The organism is Streptomyces chilikensis (genome assembly GCF_001642695.1).
GTDB classification, from domain to species: domain Bacteria; phylum Actinomycetota; class Actinomycetes; order Streptomycetales; family Streptomycetaceae; genus Streptomyces; species Streptomyces chilikensis.
The window spans coordinates 41,066-55,516 of the sequence record NZ_LWCC02000048.1 but is presented as its reverse complement, the minus strand read 5'-3'; the positions used below and the strand labels follow the sequence as shown (position 1 = coordinate 55,516).

Sequence of the window (14,451 nt, the reverse complement as noted above, 5' to 3'; positions counted from 1 at the left end):
GGGCGGCACCTCGCGTCCCTCCAGGCAGGCGCGCATGCCCTCCGGGTCGCGCCGCAGGAGGACGCCGGACCGGCCGGCCCGCTGGTCGAGGCGGCCGAGGAGGCCGCCGAGGTACCGCGCGAAGTCCCGGACCCGCGCCGGGAGCTGTTCCGCCGCCATGCCGTGTTCCCCCTGCCGCCCGTGGACCGGCACTGCCCGGTTCCGAAGCGAACACCAGCCGTGTTACGCCGGTGCTACGCGGAGTTTTCGGCCAGGGCGCGGCGTGGTCCCCCGCGCGCGGACCGTGACGGCCGGCGCGGGCGGCCCCGTTCGTCCCAGGTGTAGCGCCCTGCCTCAGGGGCACCCGGCGGGCGCACGGACCGTCGACCTCGTGCGCCCGCGCGATGCCGGGGGCGCGCTGAAACGGATGGCTGATGACCAGCGGATTCCCGGGTCCGCAGGGCTACGGCTCGGACCCCTTCGCAGAATTCTTCGCACGCCTGTTCAGCAGTGGCCTCTTCGGGCCCTCCCCCTCCGCCAGGGGCTCCGGCGGCGCGCCGCAGGGCGGCCGGGGCGGAGGTGACGGCTCGCCTCCCCGCCGGGTGGACATCGGCCGCCTGATGAGCCGCCCCGCCCAGGACCTGGTCCGCGCGGCGGCCGCCTACGCCGCCGAGCACGGCAGCCGTGACCTGGAGACGGAGCACCTGCTGCGCGCGGCCCTGGCCATCGAGCCCACGCGGAGCCTGATCGCCCGGGCGGGCGCCGACCCGGACGAGCTGGCCGCGGACATCGACAGCCGTTCCGCCGCCCCCGTCGGGGACGGGGCGCCGCCGGCCTCGGTGGTGATGACGCCCGCCGTCAAGCGCGCCCTGCTGGACGCGCACGAGCTGGCCCGCAGCCGCGGCGACGGTTACATCGGTCCGGAACACGTGCTGAGCGCGCTGGCCGACAACCCCGACTCGGCGGCCGGGCACATCCTCAGCACGGCCCGTTTCACCCCCACTCCCCCGCCGGAGGGCCAGGACCCGTCCTCCCCGGCGGGCAGGCGCGGTCCCTCCGGCAGCACCGCCGCGGCCCGCCACCCCGAGCAGCCGCAGCACGGCATGAACACGCCCTACCTGGACCAGTTCGGGCGTGACCTCACGGACCTGGCCCGGCAGGGCCGGATCGACCCGGTGATCGGCCGCGACGAGGAGATCGAGCAGACCGTCGAGGTGCTCTCCCGGCGCGGCAAGAACAACCCGGTGCTGATCGGCGACGCGGGCGTCGGCAAGACCGCGATCGTGGAGGGCCTCGCCCAGCGGATCGCGGACGACGACGTCCCGGACGTGCTCGCCGGACGCCGCGTGGTCGCCCTGGACGTGTCCGGGGTGCTGGCCGGCACCCGCTACCGGGGCGACTTCGAGGAACGGCTCAACGGCATCATCGACGAGATCCGCGCGCACCCCAACGAGCTGGTCGTCTTCATCGACGAGCTGCACACGGTGGTCGGCGCGGGCGGCGGCGGCGAGGGCGGCGGGATGGACGCCGGCAACATCCTGAAGCCGGCCCTGGCCCGCGGCGAACTGCACGTGGTGGGCGCGACCACGCTGGAGGAGTACCGCAGGATCGAGAAGGACGCCGCGCTGGCCCGCCGGTTCCAGCCGGTCATGGTGCCGGAGCCGTCGGTCGCCGACGCGATCGGGATCCTGCGCGGCCTCGCCGACCGGTACGAGGCCCACCACCAGGTGCGCTACACCGACGAGGCGCTGGTGGCGGCCGTGGAGATGTCCGACCGCTACCTGACCGAGCGGTTCCTGCCGGACAAGGCGATCGACCTGATGGACCAGGCCGGCGCGCGGGTCCGGCTGAGGTCGCGCGGCCGGCGCACCGACGTGCGGGCGCTGCAGCGGGAGGCCGAGCAGCTCACCCGCGACAAGGACCAGGCGGTCGCCGCCGAGCAGTACGAGGAGGCGATGCGGCTGCGGGACCGGATCGAGGAGGTCCGCGGGCGCATCGAGGCGGCCGGCCAGGAGGAGCAGCCGGACGAGGGGCAGAACCTGGTGGTCACCGTGGAGTCGATCGCCGAGGTCGTCTCCCGGCAGACGGGCATCCCGGTGTCCAGCCTGACCACCGAGGAGAAGGAGCGGCTGCTGCACCTGGAGGAGCACCTGCACGACCGGGTGGTGGGCCAGGACGAGGCCGTCAAGGCGGTGTCGGACGCCGTGCTGCGGGCCCGCGCGGGCCTGGCGGGCGCGGACCGGCCGATCGGCAGCTTCCTCTTCCTCGGCCCGACCGGCGTCGGCAAGACGGAGCTGGCGCGGGCCCTGGCCGAGGCGCTGTTCGGCAGCGAGGAGCGGATGGTCCGCCTCGACATGAGCGAGTACCAGGAACGCCACACGGTGAGCCGCCTGGTCGGCGCCCCGCCCGGATACGTCGGGCACGAGGAGGCCGGCCAGCTCACCGAGGTGGTCCGCCGTCACCCGTACTCGCTGCTGCTGCTGGACGAGGTGGAGAAGGCGCACCCGGACGTCTTCAACATCCTGCTCCAGGTGCTGGACGACGGGCGGCTGACCGACTCCCAGGGCCGCACCGTGGACTTCACCAACACGGTGATCGTGATGACCAGCAACCTGGGCTCGGAGGCGATCGTCCGGGGCGGCGGGACGCTGGGCTTCACCGCCGCGGACGCGGCGGCGGACGAGGAGGCCCGCCGGGAGCAGGTGCTGCGCCCGCTGCGGCAGCACTTCCGCCCGGAGTTCCTCAACCGGATCGACGAGATCGTGGTGTTCCGCCAGCTGACCGACGTCCAGCTGCGGCAGATCACCGACCTGATGCTGGAGCGGACCCGGCGGCGGCTGCGCGCGCAGGACGTCACGGTGCGGTTCACCGACGAGGCGGTGGACTGGCTGGCGCGTCACGGCCACCAGCCGGAGTACGGCGCCCGCCCGCTGCGCCGCACCATCCAGCGCGAGGTGGACAACGAGCTGTCGCGGATGCTGCTGGACGGCCGCCTGTCCACGGGCGGCCGGGTGACGGTGGAGGTCGGCGCGGACGACCGTCCGGCCTTCCGGGTGGAGGACGGCGGCTCGACGGCGGCCACCGCCCAGGACGCCCCGCCGGAGGCGCCGTTCGGCGGCTCCGGCGGAACGGGTTCCTGACCCGCGTCCCCGGGGACGCGCCCCGGGGACGCAGGTCAGGACGGGGTTCCCCGAGTGCGGGCCCGTCAGCCGGCGGGCCGCACCACCATGGCGGACCCGCCGCCCCGGCGGACGGTCTCGGCGGCCGCGGTCCAGCGGCCGTCGGGCTGCCGGTGCACGCCGGTGGCGGCGCCGATCTCCGGATTGCGGCTGAACACGTGCCCGAGGGCCTCGAGCCGGCCGCGCAGCGCGCTGTCGTACAGGCCGGGCTCCAGTTCGGTGCGGGCCGCGTTGCGCTGGCTGGCGCGCGGCGCGGCGATGGCGTCGACCAGCGGCAGACCGCGGTCGACCACGCCGGTGAGGGTCTGCAGCACGGTGGTGATGATGGTCGCGCCGCCCGGCGAGCCGAGTGCCAGCACCGGCCTGCCCTTGCCGTCCAGCACGATCGTCGGCGACATGGAGGACCGCGGCCGCTTCCCCGGGCCGGGCAGGTTGGGGTCGTGGACGGCCGGGTTCGCCGGGGCGAAGGAGAAGTCGGTCAGCTCGTTGTTGAGCAGGAAGCCGCGGCCGGGCACGGTGATGCCGCTGCCGCCGGTCTGCTCGATGGTGAGCGTGTAGGCGACCACGTTGCCCCACTTGTCGGCGACCGTGAGGTGGGTGGTGCTCTCGCCCTCGTAGGTGGTCGGCGCGGCCTCGTCCCCGAGGGCGCAGGGCTTCGGGTCGCGGGGGTCGCCGGGGGCTACGGGGCTGGTGAGCACCGCGTCGTCCTTGATCAGGCAGGCGCGGGAGTCCGCGAACTCCTGCGACAGCAGTTCCCCGGTCGGCACGTCCTCGAAGGCCGGGTCGCCGACCCAGCGGCCCCGGTCCGCGAAGGCGACGCGGCTCGCCTCGATGAAGCGGTGCAGGTACTGCTCCTCGGTCGCCCGGGAGAGGTCGGTGTTCTCCAGGATGTTGAGGGCCTCGCCGACGGTGGTGCCGCCGGAGGACGACGGTGCCATGCCGTACACCTTCAGGCCCCGGTAGCCGACCTCGGTGGGCGCCTGCCTCGTGACCCGGTACCGTGCCAGGTCCCGCCCGGTCAGCTCGCCGGGCCGCACCCGGTGGTCCGTGTCCGGGGCCACCGGCGGGCGGTTGACCGTCTCGACGATGTCCTCGGCGATCGGCCCCCGGTACATGACCCCGGTGCCCTGCCGGGCCATCCGCGCGTAGGTGCGCGCCAGGTCCGGGTTCTTGAAGGTCGAGCCCACGACGGGCAGCCGCCCGCCGGGGAGGAACAGCTCCACGGTGTCGGGGAAGGTGCGGAAGCGGGCCTCGTTGGCGGCGGTCTGCGCGCGGAAGGTCTCGTCGACGGTGAAGCCGTCGCGGGCCAGCCGCTCGGCGGGCGCCAGCACGGTCGCGAGCCGCTTGCTGCCCCACCGGTCCAGGACGGCCTCCCAGGTGGCGGGGGTGCCCGGGGTGCCGACGCTCAGCCCGCTGGTGACGGCCTCGGCGAACGGGATCGGCCGGCCGTCCTCGAGGAACAGGTCGCTTCCGGCGCTCAGCGGCGCGGTCTCGCGGCCGTCGACGGTCTGCACGGTGCGCGACCGCGCGTCGTAGTGGACGAAGTAGCCGCCTCCGCCGACACCGGCCGAGTAGGGCTCGGTGACGCCGAGGGCGGCGGCGGTGGCCACGGCCGCGTCGACCGCGTTGCCGCCCTTCCTGAGGATCTCCAGCCCGGCCGCCGTCGCGTCCGGGTCGACGCTGGAGACGGCGCCGCCGTACCCGGTGGCCACCGGGGTCTTGACGGGCGCCTGGCCGGGCCGCCCGGCCGGCGAACCCTGCGCCGGGGCGGCGACGGTGAGGGAGCAGAGGAGGGCGGCCGAGACGGCCAGCACCGCCGGTTTCATCGCCCGGCGCGCTCCCGGCGCCCGGGGTTCGTTCCGTGTGACGGGCAGGGGTGTGACGGAAGGACGCACCTTTACCTCCGGTCATCGGTGATCGCCGCAGCCTAGCCCGGATTGCCGTGCACATTTCAGAGGCGCGCTCGAATGCAGGGACGAACACCGGCCAGGGGTTCGTCCCGGAACGGACGTCGCCCCGACGGAGGGCCGGACGGGCGCGGACGGGCGTCCGGAACGGACCACCGGCCCCCGGACTCCTTTTTGCCGTGGACATTTCAGATGCGCACTCCGGCGTGCGACGGGTGCCCGATAGGCTGCGCGCCCATGAATACCGTCGCACTGTCGTTCGTCACGCTCTCCGTGGTCGCCCTGTGCGCGGGCACGGCACTGGGCTGGCTGCTCCGCGGCCGCCTCGCCGACCGCCGGCTCCGCCGCAGGCAGGCCTTCTTCGGGCTGCCCGACAACGCGGAGTCGCTGCTGGTCGTGAACCGTGACCCGGGCGCCGGCCCGGAGCTCACCGTGGTGCGGCACGACGTCTTCGCCCTGCTGGAACTGGCCGCGGTCGTCAAGGAGTGCGGCGCCCACGCCCAGCTGGTGCCGCACGACGCGGCGCAGCAGAGTTTCGGCGGGCGGACCGAGTTCTGCGTGGGCGGCCCCGGCGCCAACCGGCGGCTGGCTGCGCACCTGCACTCGCTGCTGCCGGGCGTGCGGATCACCGTGGAGCCGGACGCGGGCCCGGACCGCGGGGCGTTCCGGATCGGCTCCGAGCGGTACCGGATGGATCCCGGCAAGGAGGAGTACGTGCTGCTGGCCCGGCTGACGGCGGGCCAGGGCAGGGCGGCGCGTCCGGTGTTCCTCTTCTGCGGCCAGCGCGCCGTCACCAACCAGGCGGCCACCCGCTACCTGGCGCGCCACCACGAGAAGCTGGCGCGCAAGTACGACGGCGGATCGTTCGTCCTGCTGCTCAAGGTGGTGAACTCGGCCGCCTACGGCGCCGACATGGTCGAACTGGTGGGCGATGTGACCAAGGCCGCGCAGTCGGCGCCCCAGGCCAAGCCGCTCCAGGCGCAGGCGCAGCCCAGGCACCGGGCGGGTTCCTGAGGCGGAAGCGCCCCGAACGGTCCGGTGCCGGGCGGCCGGGTCCGGACCCGGCCGGCGCGCAGCTGACCTTCTCCCCGTCCGGGACCGACCGTCCTGTGGACGGTCCGCCACCGCGCGAGCAGTGATCTCCGGCTGCCGCCGGGCGGATCCAGGGGAGCCCTGTGAGCCGCCGCCCCCTACGGCCTGTCGGCCGTGGGCGGGGCCTCGCCCGGCAGCAGCGGTCCCGGTGGGACCGGGGCCGTGTCGACGGCCTCGGTCCTGGGACTGCGCCGCTGGCGCCGGGCGACCCACCCGGCGAACCAGGAGAGCACCATGCACATCCCGATGTAGATCGGCGAGATCACCATGACCACGGGGATGAACGGCAAATCATAGTCAAGGTTCGACGCGATGAGTTTCCCGGCGTGGAGGAACTCCTCGTAGGTGATCAGGAAGCCCAGCGAGGTGTCCTTCAGGGCGACCACCAGCTGGCTGATGATCGAGGGCAGCATGGCCCGCGCCGCCTGGGGCGCGAGGACGTACGTCATCACCTGTGTCTTGCGCATGCCGAGCGCGTAGGCGGCCTCCCGCTGGCCGCGGTCCACCGCGTTGACGCCCGAGCGGAAGACCTCGGCCAGCACCGAGCCGTTGTAGAGCGTCAGCCCGGCGACCAGGGCCGGCAGCGGCCGCACCTCGAGCGCCACGAAGACGAAGAAGATCATCACCAGTACCGGCATCGCCCGGAAGAACTCCACCACCAGGGTGGAGACCCAGCGCAGCGCCCGGTGCTCGGAGAGCCGTCCGACGGCGAGCAGCGCGCCGAGCAGGAGCGAGAGCACCGCGGCGAGGGCGAACGCCTTGAGGGTGTTGCCGAGGCCGCGCAGCAGGAGTTCCTGGATGCCCTTGTACTGGAACGGCGCCCACTTGGCGGCCTCGAACTGACCCGTGTCCACCAGCAGGTACACCAGCCAGCCGAGCAGCGCCAGGATCACCAGGGAGGCGCCCGCGCCGTAGAGGCGGTGGCGCGCGCGGGCCCTGGGGCCGGGGATGTCGTAGAGGGCGGTGGTGGCGGGCGCTTTCGCGGTCATCGGGGCACTCCCCACTTGCGCTCCAGCACGTTGAAGAGCGCGCTGATGGCGAGGGTGATGATCAGGTAGCCGACGGCGATCCAGATGAACGTCCAGATGACGTCGTAGCCGAGTTCGCCCAGCGTCCTGTAGGTGCCGAGCAGTTCGGTGACGCTGAACGCGCCCGCGATGGCGGAGTTCTTCGCCAGCGCGATCAGGGTGGAGCCGATCGGCGGGATGACGGTGCGGAAGGCCTGCGGCAGCACCACGCTCGACAGGGTCTGGCCGAAGGTCATACCGAGGCTGCGGGCCGCCTCCCCCTGTCCCCGCGGCACGGTGTTGATGCCCGAGCGCAGCGCCTCGCAGATGAAGGCCGAGGTGTAGCAGCCCAGCGCGAGCACCGCGAAGACGTTGAAGGGCAGCACCAGGCCGAAGCGGGGCAGGCCCAGCAGGACGGCGAAGAACAGCAGGGTCAGCGGGGTGTTGCGCAGCACGGTCACCCAGACCGTGCCGACGGTTCTCAGCGATCCGACCGGGGCGACCCGGAAGGAGGCCATGACGAAGCCCAGCGCCAGGGCGAGCAGGGAGGCGAAGAAGGTGAGCTCGACGGTGCCGAGGAAGCCCTCGCCGTAGGTGGAGAAGTTGTCGGTCAGTACGTTCACGTCAGGTTCCGGTCCTCGCTCGGCCCGCCGGGTAACGGTCGATGGGAGGGGGCTCGGGCGCCGGCACGCCGGACAGGCCGAGAGTGGCCTCGTAGGCCCGCCGCCAGTCGCCGTTCCTCTCCCGTTCCTCCAGGGCGTCGTCGAGGGCGAGCCGCAGCGCGTCGTCCTCCCTGGGGACGCCGATGCCGTAGGGCTCCTCGGAGAAGGGCCTGCCCACCACCTTCAGCTCCTCGGGCACCTTGGCGGCGTAGCCGATGAGGATGGCGTCGTCGGTGGTCACGGCGTCGACCTGATAGGTCAGCAGGTTGTCCACGCAGATCGAGTAGGAGTCGTAGGCGACCAGCTCCGCCTCCGGGAACTCGTCCCTGATCCGCTGGTAGGGGGTGGATCCGGAGGCCGAGCAGACCCGCTTGCCGTCCAGGTCCCCGGGGCCCTTGACGTCCTCCTCGTCCTTGCGGACCAGGAGTCCCTGGCCGGCCATGTAGTACGGCCCGGCGAAGCCGACCAGGTTCTTGCGGTTGTCGTTGATGGTGTAGGTGCCGACGTAGAAGTCGATCTGCCCGTTCTGCAGCGCCGTCTCGCGGTTGGCGGAGGCGATGGTCCTGAACCGGATCCGGTCCGGGTCGAGGCCCAGCGAGGCCGACATCATGCGGGCGATCTCGATGTCGAAGCCGGTGTACCCGCCGGAGGCCGGGTCCTTCTCCCCCAGGAACGGCTGGTCCTCCTTGGCCCCGACGACGAAGTACCCGCGGCGCTCGGCGCGCCGCCACGTCGGCGACCCGGGCAGCCGGAAGTCCTCGTTCACCTGGTAGGTGGGCAGCTCGTCCTGGGCCGGGCCCTTCACCGGAGGGCTGCCGTCCTTGCCGCAGGCGGCCGCGGCGAGGAGGAGGACGGCGGCGAGCAGCACGCGGACGGTGCGGGCGGCGCGGGGGCGGGTGCGGGAGGGTGCGGGGGTGCGGTGGGCGTGGTCGGTCACGGCGCGCCCCCGGTCAGTGCTTGAGGATCTTGGAGAGGAAGTCCTTGGCCCGCTCGCTGCGCGGGTCGGTGAAGAACTCCTCGGGCGGGCGGTCCTCGACGATCCTGCCGTCGGCCATGAAGACCACGCGGTTGGCGGCGGAGCGGGCGAAGCCCATCTCGTGGGTGACCACCACCATGGTCATGCCCTCGCGGGCGAGCTGCCGCATGACCTCCAGGACCTCGTTGATCATCTCCGGGTCGAGCGCGGAGGTCGGCTCGTCGAAGAGCAGCGCGGTGGGTTCCATCGCCAGGGCGCGGGCGATCGCCACGCGCTGCTGCTGGCCGCCGGAGAGCTGTGCCGGGTACTTGTCGGCGTGGGCGGCGAGTCCCACCCGCTCCAGCAGCTCGCGCGAGCGCCGGTCGGCGTCCTCGCGCCTGCGGCGGCGCACCTTGACCTGGGCGAGCGACACGTTCTGGAGCACCGTCTTATGGGCGAAGAGGTTGAACGACTGGAACACCATGCCGACCTCGGCGCGCAACTGGGCGAGCGCCTTGCCCTCGTCGGGCAGCGGCCGCCCCTCCAGGTGGATGGCGCCGGACTCGATGGTCTCCAGCCGGTTGATCGCCCTGCACAGCGTCGACTTGCCGGACCCGGACGGCCCGATGACCACGACCACCTCCCCGCGGGAGACGGTCAGGTTGATGTCCTGGAGGACGTGCAGGTCGCCGTAGTGCTTGTTGACGTCGCGCAGTTCGATCAAAGGCTCGATCAGAGGATCGAAGGCCATGCCCAGCCCCATTGCTCATCGCCGTGTCGTAGGTTCCGTAAACTATCCGGGACCATCCGATATGTGACGTAGACACGCACTTCGGACACCGCCGCCCCCTGCGGCGGGGCGGGCGCGAGGTCCGGGCGGGACGGGACGAGGACCACCGTGCTGGAGGAGTGCTGCACGCCGGTGGCCGACGAGCGGTTCCCGGCCGCCGGGTGACGGCGTGCCAGGGGCTCACGACACCTCGTCGACCGGCCGCCCGGGTCCGCCCCCGGGCTCGGGATCACGCACCCGGACCGGGGCACTAGGACTCCGCGGCCTCCGCGTACACGTGACAGAGTTCGGGCGCGCCGTCCGCCGCCCACGCCCGCCCCGCCGTGACGACGTCGATCTCGCGGCCGGACGCCAGCCGCACCACCGGCAGGCCGTTCGGCCAGATCTCCCACACCGCGCCCGGCACCGTGCGGACCACCACGGTCCCCAGGTAGAGCCCCGCGTCGTTGCCCAGCCGCAGGACCGTCTCCTCGTCGTCCCGCCACTTCGGCGCGAGCTGGTCGAGCGCCTCCAGGGACGCCGGGGAGTCGTCCAGTTCGACGCCCTCCCCGGCGGCGTGGGCGCGCAGCAGCTCGCACTCGGCGAGCAGTTCCGCGACCGGCCCGGCCGCGGCCGGGCCGGTCGCCTCGCCGGCGCCGAGGGCCGGTCCGCTCCCCACCAGCACCGCCGTCCCCCGGGAAGCACCGTGCCTCTTGCGCCAGTAGTCCAGGAAGGGGATGTTCATGCCTCCCAGACTGGCACCGGGCCCGCGTCCTGACCACGGGGCGCGCGGACGGGGCCCCTCCGGCGCGTCAGACGTCGAGGTCGACGACGACCGGGGCGTGGTCGGACGCGCCCTTGCCCTTGCGCTCCTCGCGGTCGACGTAGGCGTCCTTGGCCGCCTCGGCGAACGCCCGGTTGCCGTAGACGAGGTCGATCCGCATGCCCCGGTTCTTCGGGAAGCCGAGCTGGCGGTAGTCCCAGTACGTGTACGGCCGGTCGTACTTCAGCGGCCGCGGCACCACGTCCTCCAGCCCCGTCTCCCGCAGCGCGGCCAGCGCCGCCCGCTCGGCGGGGGTGACGTGGGTCAGCCCTTCGAACGCGGCGACGTCGTGCACGTCCTCGTCGGCCGGGGCCACGTTGTAGTCGCCCATCACGGCGAACGGCCGGCTTCCCCGCGCGTCGCCGGCCACGGCGGCCCGCAGCGCCTCGAACCACTGCAGCTTGTACGCGTAGTGCGGGTGCCCGACCTCCCGGCCGTTGGGCACGTACACCGACCAGACGCGGACCGGACCGCAGGTCGCCGAGATCGCGCGCGGCTCCTCCACGCCCTCGTACCCGGGACCGCCCGGCAGGCCCTTGACGACGTCCTGCAGGCCGGCCCGGGAGAGGATCGCCACGCCGTTCCAGCGGCCCGTGGCGTTGACCGCCGCCTCGTAGCCCAGCTCGCGCAACGGCTCGAAGGGGAACTGCTCCTCGGCGACCTTGGCCTCCTGGAGGCACAGCACGTCCGTGCCGCTGCTCTCCAGCCAGGCCAGCAGCCTCGGCAGGCGGGCGGTGATCGAGTTCACGTTCCAGGTGGCGATGCGCATGGCCCCACGCTACCCGCTGGGCCGGACAGTCCCGCGAGGGACGGGCGGGACTGTCCGCCTCACTCCGGACGGGTCACAGGCGGGCCGAGTCGCCCGGGGCGAGCCGCAGGTGCTCGGCGCCGCCGAGGGCGCCGATCTGCCGGTCGTAGACGGGCCGGGCGAGATCGGTCAGCAGGGCGTCGTGCACGTCGTAGGCGCGCTGCGGCTTGACCTCCCGGACGTAGTCGATCACCTCGGAGATCTTGCTCCAGGGAGCCTGCACCGGCAGCAGCAGGGTCTCCACCGAAGCACCCTCCGGCACGGTGAGCGCGTCACCGGGGTGGAAGACCCGGCCGTCGACCAGGTAGCCGACGTTGGTGACCCGCGGGATGTCCGGGTGGATCACCGCGTGCAGTTCGCCGTGGACCTGGACGTCGAACCCGGCCGCCGTGAAGGTGTCGCCGTTCCCGACCGTGTGCACCCGGCCGGGGAAGGCCGCGGAGATCTTGTCGGCGACGGCGGCCAGGGTCCAGATCCCGGCGGCCGGGTTCCCCTCCAGCGCGGCCCGCAGCCGGCCCTCGTCGAAGTGGTCGGGGTGCTCGTGGGTGACCAGGACGGCGTCCGCCCCGACGACGGCGTCCTCCTCGGTGAACGAGCCGGGGTCGATGACGAGGACGCCCCCGTCCTTCTCCAGGCGCACGCAGGAATGGGTCTTCTTGATGAACTCCATGGCCCCATCCTGCCTCGCCGCGGCGCGCCGGTCCGCTCACTCCTGGGGCATGGTCTCCTCGTGCACCACCTGCTGCGCGATCGTGAACGCCCGGTTGGCCGCGGGCAGTCCGCAGTGCACCGCGGTCTGCAGCAGCACCTCGCGGACCTCGGCGGGCGTGAGGCCGTTGCGCAGGGCGGCGCGGGTGTGGGCGGCGAACGCCTCCCAGTGGCCGCCGGCGACCAGGGCGCCCAGGGCGACACAGCTGCGGGCGCGCCGGTCCAGGCCCGGGCGGTTCCACACCTCGCCCCAGGCGTAGCGGGTGGCGAAGTCCTGGAAGTCCTCGGAGAAGTCGTCGGCGTCGTCCAGCGCGTGGTCCACGTAGGCGTCGCCGAGGACCTCCCGGCGGACCTTCAGCCCGGAGTCGTAGAGGTCGTCCGGGCCCCCGGGGCCAGGCGGGGCCGGCGCGGCGGCCAGCTCGGCGATGGGCATGGCACGGGGGCGGGTCACCCCCTGGGTGACCGACGCGGGGACCGGCCCGGCGGGTCCGGCGGGGCCGGCCGCCCACGCGCTGGAGAAGTGCCGGACCAGCAGGTCCGTCACGGCGGCGGGCTGTTCCACCGGTACCAGGTGGGAGGCGCCGGGGACCACGGCGAGGCGGGCGTCGGGGATGCCGGCGACCAGGGTGCGGGCCTCGGCGGGTCCGGTGATCCGGTCGTCGGACCCGGCCAGCACCAGCGTGGGCACGCCGATCCGGCCGAGCTCGGGGCGCACGTCGAACCCGGCGAGCGCCTCGCAGGCGGCGATGTAGCAGCCGGGGTCCGTCGTGCGGACCATCTGCACGGCCCATTCGGTGATGGCGGGCTGGGCCGCCGCGAAGCCGCCGGTGAACCAGCGTTCCGGGGACGAACGGGCGATCTGCTCCAGCCCGTTGCTGCGGACGACCACACCGCGCTGACGGAACTCGTCGGGGGTGCCGAAGCGCGGCGAGGCGGCGACCAGCGCCAGGGAGGCGACCCGCTCGGGGTGCCGCAGCGCCAGCTCCAGTCCGACCGCGCCGCCGAGGGCGCAGCCGGCGTAGCCGAAGCGGTGCACGCCGAGACCGTCGAGCGTGACCAGCAGCCGGGCCGCCAGCTCGGCGACCGAGCCGGCCGGGTGGGCGGGGGCGCCTCCGTGCCCGGGCAGGTCCCATCGGAGCACCCGCCACTGCCGGGCGAGCTCCGGAACCTGGCGGTCCCACATGTGCCATGTGGTACCCAGTGAGGGACCCAGGATCAGGACCGGGGCCTCTTCTGGCCCGTCAAAGCGGTATTGCAGGGTGTTCGGCGGTGTCTCACTCACGCGTCAGACCCTCTCACGTCTCACGGACGCCCCTATAACGCAGGGGTGTGGGAAGCCGGTCTGACCAGGTTGAAGACCTCTCGGGCTGTATATCGCTTGAGGCATCGGATGATCTCACGTCGGGTCTTGCCCTCCTGGGTGCGGCGTTCGTAGTACGCCTGGGTGCGCGGGTCGTGGCGCAGGCGGGTGAAGACAATGCGGTGCAGGGCGGCGTTGGCCTGCCGGTCGCCGCCGTAGTTGAGCCGGCGCGTTCTCCGACGCCCGGAGGAGTACTCGATGGGGCTGACTCCGCAAAGGGCAGCAAAGGACGCCTCCGTGTTCAGCCGCTCGGGATTGTCCCCCATAGTGATCAGGAGAGTGACGGCGCTGTCCGGACCGATGCCTACCGGCACGAGCAGCTGTGGGGCGTGACGTTCGACGAGCCGGGTCAGGCGTTGGTTGAGCTCATTGATCTGTCCGGTGAGCTGTTCGATGCGTTCGGCGAGCATGCGCAGCGTCATGTGGGTGGCCTGGGCTACCGCGTCCTCGTCTCCCCCTCCGGCGGTCGCGCCGAGGGTCGCGCAGGTGCGGAACAGCTCGGCGTTGCCCAGGCTGGACAGCCGTTCCCGGAGGGTGGGGTCGGCGATGACCAGGACGGCCTTGAGCTGGTTGATCGCCTGGGTGCGGGCCTTGACCGCGGAGTCCTTGGCAAGTTTGTAGATCCGGGCGCTGTGCACCGGACCGTCACCGGATTTCGCCCGGGCCCGGGCGCGGCCACTGAGCACGGCCCGTGCGGCAGCCTGCGCATCGAGCGGGTCCGACTTCCCCAGCAGACGGCGGGCTGTGCGGTCGGGCCGATTCACTTCAAACACCTGGACGCGCTGGGCCAGCAGGTAGCGGGACAGACCCGCACCGAAGGTGCCGGTGCCCTCCACGCCGGCCCGGCGCACCGTGCCCCGCTTGCGGGCCCAGACGAGCAGCTGACGGTAGCCGACCGCCGTCGCCGGGAAGGACTCGGTGCCCAGGATCTTTCCCAGCGGAGAGATCACGGCCGCGACATGGACTTCGCCGTGGGTGTCCACGCCCAGGACAACCTCGCGCCGAATGGGAGGATCCGTGCTCGAGAAAGTGCTGCGTTGTCGGGCCGTCATGATGGTTCGCCTCCCGCTATGTGAGATGCAGGGTGGATGGCACCGGCCTGCTCGGGCGGTCTGAACCGTGATGGCGCCTGATCGGCAAGGCCCCTATAGGGACACGCCCTCTGGCTCGGTGGCAGGCAGCATCCCGCAACGATGGCCGAC

The 14,451-nt window shown here is 73.0% G+C and carries 12 protein-coding genes; 2 read left to right on the top strand and 10 right to left on the bottom strand.

The features are described 5' to 3' along the window. The first annotated feature begins 413 nt into the window (after positions 1-413). The gene (locus tag A2U95_RS21875; RefSeq protein ID WP_166025904.1) at positions 414-3,119 is read left to right on the top strand and encodes an ATP-dependent Clp protease ATP-binding subunit; all 2,706 of its coding nucleotides are present in this window, start codon (positions 414-416) and stop codon (positions 3,117-3,119) included. A gap of 65 nt (positions 3,120-3,184) precedes the next feature. On the opposite strand, the gene ggt is transcribed toward A2U95_RS21875, so the two are convergent. Next, positions 3,185-4,984 (bottom strand): gamma-glutamyltransferase, encoded by a 1,800-nt coding sequence (ggt, locus tag A2U95_RS21870; protein WP_166025902.1) that lies wholly within the window; start codon positions 4,982-4,984, stop codon positions 3,185-3,187. A 318-nt stretch (positions 4,985-5,302) separates the two neighbouring features. Here ggt and A2U95_RS21865 point away from each other — a divergent pair, with 318 nt between their 5' ends. After that, the gene (locus tag A2U95_RS21865; RefSeq protein WP_166025900.1) at positions 5,303-6,079 is read left to right on the top strand and encodes a hypothetical protein; all 777 of its coding nucleotides are present in this window, start codon (positions 5,303-5,305) and stop codon (positions 6,077-6,079) included. A 176-nt stretch (positions 6,080-6,255) separates the two neighbouring features. Here the strand turns inward: A2U95_RS21865 and A2U95_RS21860 are convergent, their stop codons facing one another. The 9 genes from A2U95_RS21860 to A2U95_RS21820 all read right to left on the bottom strand — a co-directional run bounded on the left by A2U95_RS21860 (position 6,256) and on the right by A2U95_RS21820 (position 14,301). Then, on the bottom strand, positions 6,256-7,146 hold the full coding sequence (locus tag A2U95_RS21860; RefSeq protein WP_166025898.1) for an amino acid ABC transporter permease: 891 nt from the start codon (positions 7,144-7,146) through the stop codon (positions 6,256-6,258). Beyond that, positions 7,143-7,787, bottom strand: a complete 645-nt coding sequence (locus A2U95_RS21855; protein ID WP_166025897.1) for an amino acid ABC transporter permease — start codon at positions 7,785-7,787, stop codon at positions 7,143-7,145. The genes A2U95_RS21860 and A2U95_RS21855 overlap by 4 nt, the downstream gene beginning before the upstream one ends. Position 7,788: 1 nt before the next feature. Beyond that, complete coding sequence (locus A2U95_RS21850) at positions 7,789-8,694, bottom strand: glutamate ABC transporter substrate-binding protein (RefSeq protein ID WP_240957586.1); 906 nt, start codon at positions 8,692-8,694, stop codon at positions 7,789-7,791. Positions 8,695-8,776: 82 nt separating this feature from the next. Next, positions 8,777-9,532, bottom strand: coding sequence for an amino acid ABC transporter ATP-binding protein (locus A2U95_RS21845; RefSeq protein ID WP_166025892.1), 756 nt, complete (start codon positions 9,530-9,532; stop codon positions 8,777-8,779). A 289-nt stretch (positions 9,533-9,821) separates the two neighbouring features. After that, entirely contained in the window at positions 9,822-10,295 is a 474-nt protein-coding gene (locus A2U95_RS21840; protein ID WP_166025890.1) for a DUF6278 family protein, read from the bottom strand. A gap of 67 nt (positions 10,296-10,362) precedes the next feature. After that, positions 10,363-11,142 carry an exodeoxyribonuclease III gene (locus A2U95_RS21835; protein ID WP_166025888.1) on the bottom strand — a complete coding sequence of 260 codons (780 nt, stop codon included), beginning with the start codon at positions 11,140-11,142 and terminating at the stop codon, positions 10,363-10,365. A 73-nt stretch (positions 11,143-11,215) separates the two neighbouring features. Further along, positions 11,216-11,851 (bottom strand): MBL fold metallo-hydrolase, encoded by a 636-nt coding sequence (locus A2U95_RS21830; RefSeq protein WP_166025886.1) that lies wholly within the window; start codon positions 11,849-11,851, stop codon positions 11,216-11,218. A 36-nt stretch (positions 11,852-11,887) separates the two neighbouring features. Continuing rightward, positions 11,888-13,171: a bifunctional 3-oxoadipate enol-lactonase/4-carboxymuconolactone decarboxylase PcaDC gene (gene pcaDC, locus A2U95_RS21825; protein ID WP_166025884.1), complete on the bottom strand. Its 1,284-nt coding sequence runs from the start codon at positions 13,169-13,171 to the stop codon at positions 11,888-11,890. A gap of 32 nt (positions 13,172-13,203) precedes the next feature. Continuing rightward, on the bottom strand, positions 13,204-14,301 hold the full coding sequence (locus A2U95_RS21820; protein WP_466238056.1) for an IS110 family RNA-guided transposase: 1,098 nt from the start codon (positions 14,299-14,301) through the stop codon (positions 13,204-13,206). Positions 14,302-14,451 lie beyond the last annotated feature (150 nt).

Coding starts and splice junctions, on each gene's coding strand:
- A2U95_RS21875 (WP_166025904.1), top strand. CDS start 414: ATGACCAGCGGATTCCCGGGTCCGCAGGGCTACGGCTCGGACCCCTTC.
- ggt (WP_166025902.1), bottom strand. CDS start 4,984: ATGAAACCGGCGGTGCTGGCCGTCTCGGCCGCCCTCCTCTGCTCCCTC.
- A2U95_RS21865 (WP_166025900.1), top strand. CDS start 5,303: ATGAATACCGTCGCACTGTCGTTCGTCACGCTCTCCGTGGTCGCCCTG.
- A2U95_RS21860 (WP_166025898.1), bottom strand. CDS start 7,146: ATGACCGCGAAAGCGCCCGCCACCACCGCCCTCTACGACATCCCCGGC.
- A2U95_RS21845 (WP_166025892.1), bottom strand. CDS start 9,532: ATGGCCTTCGATCCTCTGATCGAGCCTTTGATCGAACTGCGCGACGTC.
- A2U95_RS21840 (WP_166025890.1), bottom strand. CDS start 10,295: ATGAACATCCCCTTCCTGGACTACTGGCGCAAGAGGCACGGTGCTTCC.
- A2U95_RS21835 (WP_166025888.1), bottom strand. CDS start 11,142: ATGCGCATCGCCACCTGGAACGTGAACTCGATCACCGCCCGCCTGCCG.
- A2U95_RS21830 (WP_166025886.1), bottom strand. CDS start 11,851: ATGGAGTTCATCAAGAAGACCCATTCCTGCGTGCGCCTGGAGAAGGAC.
- A2U95_RS21820 (WP_466238056.1), bottom strand. CDS start 14,301: ATGACGGCCCGACAACGCAGCACTTTCTCGAGCACGGATCCTCCCATT.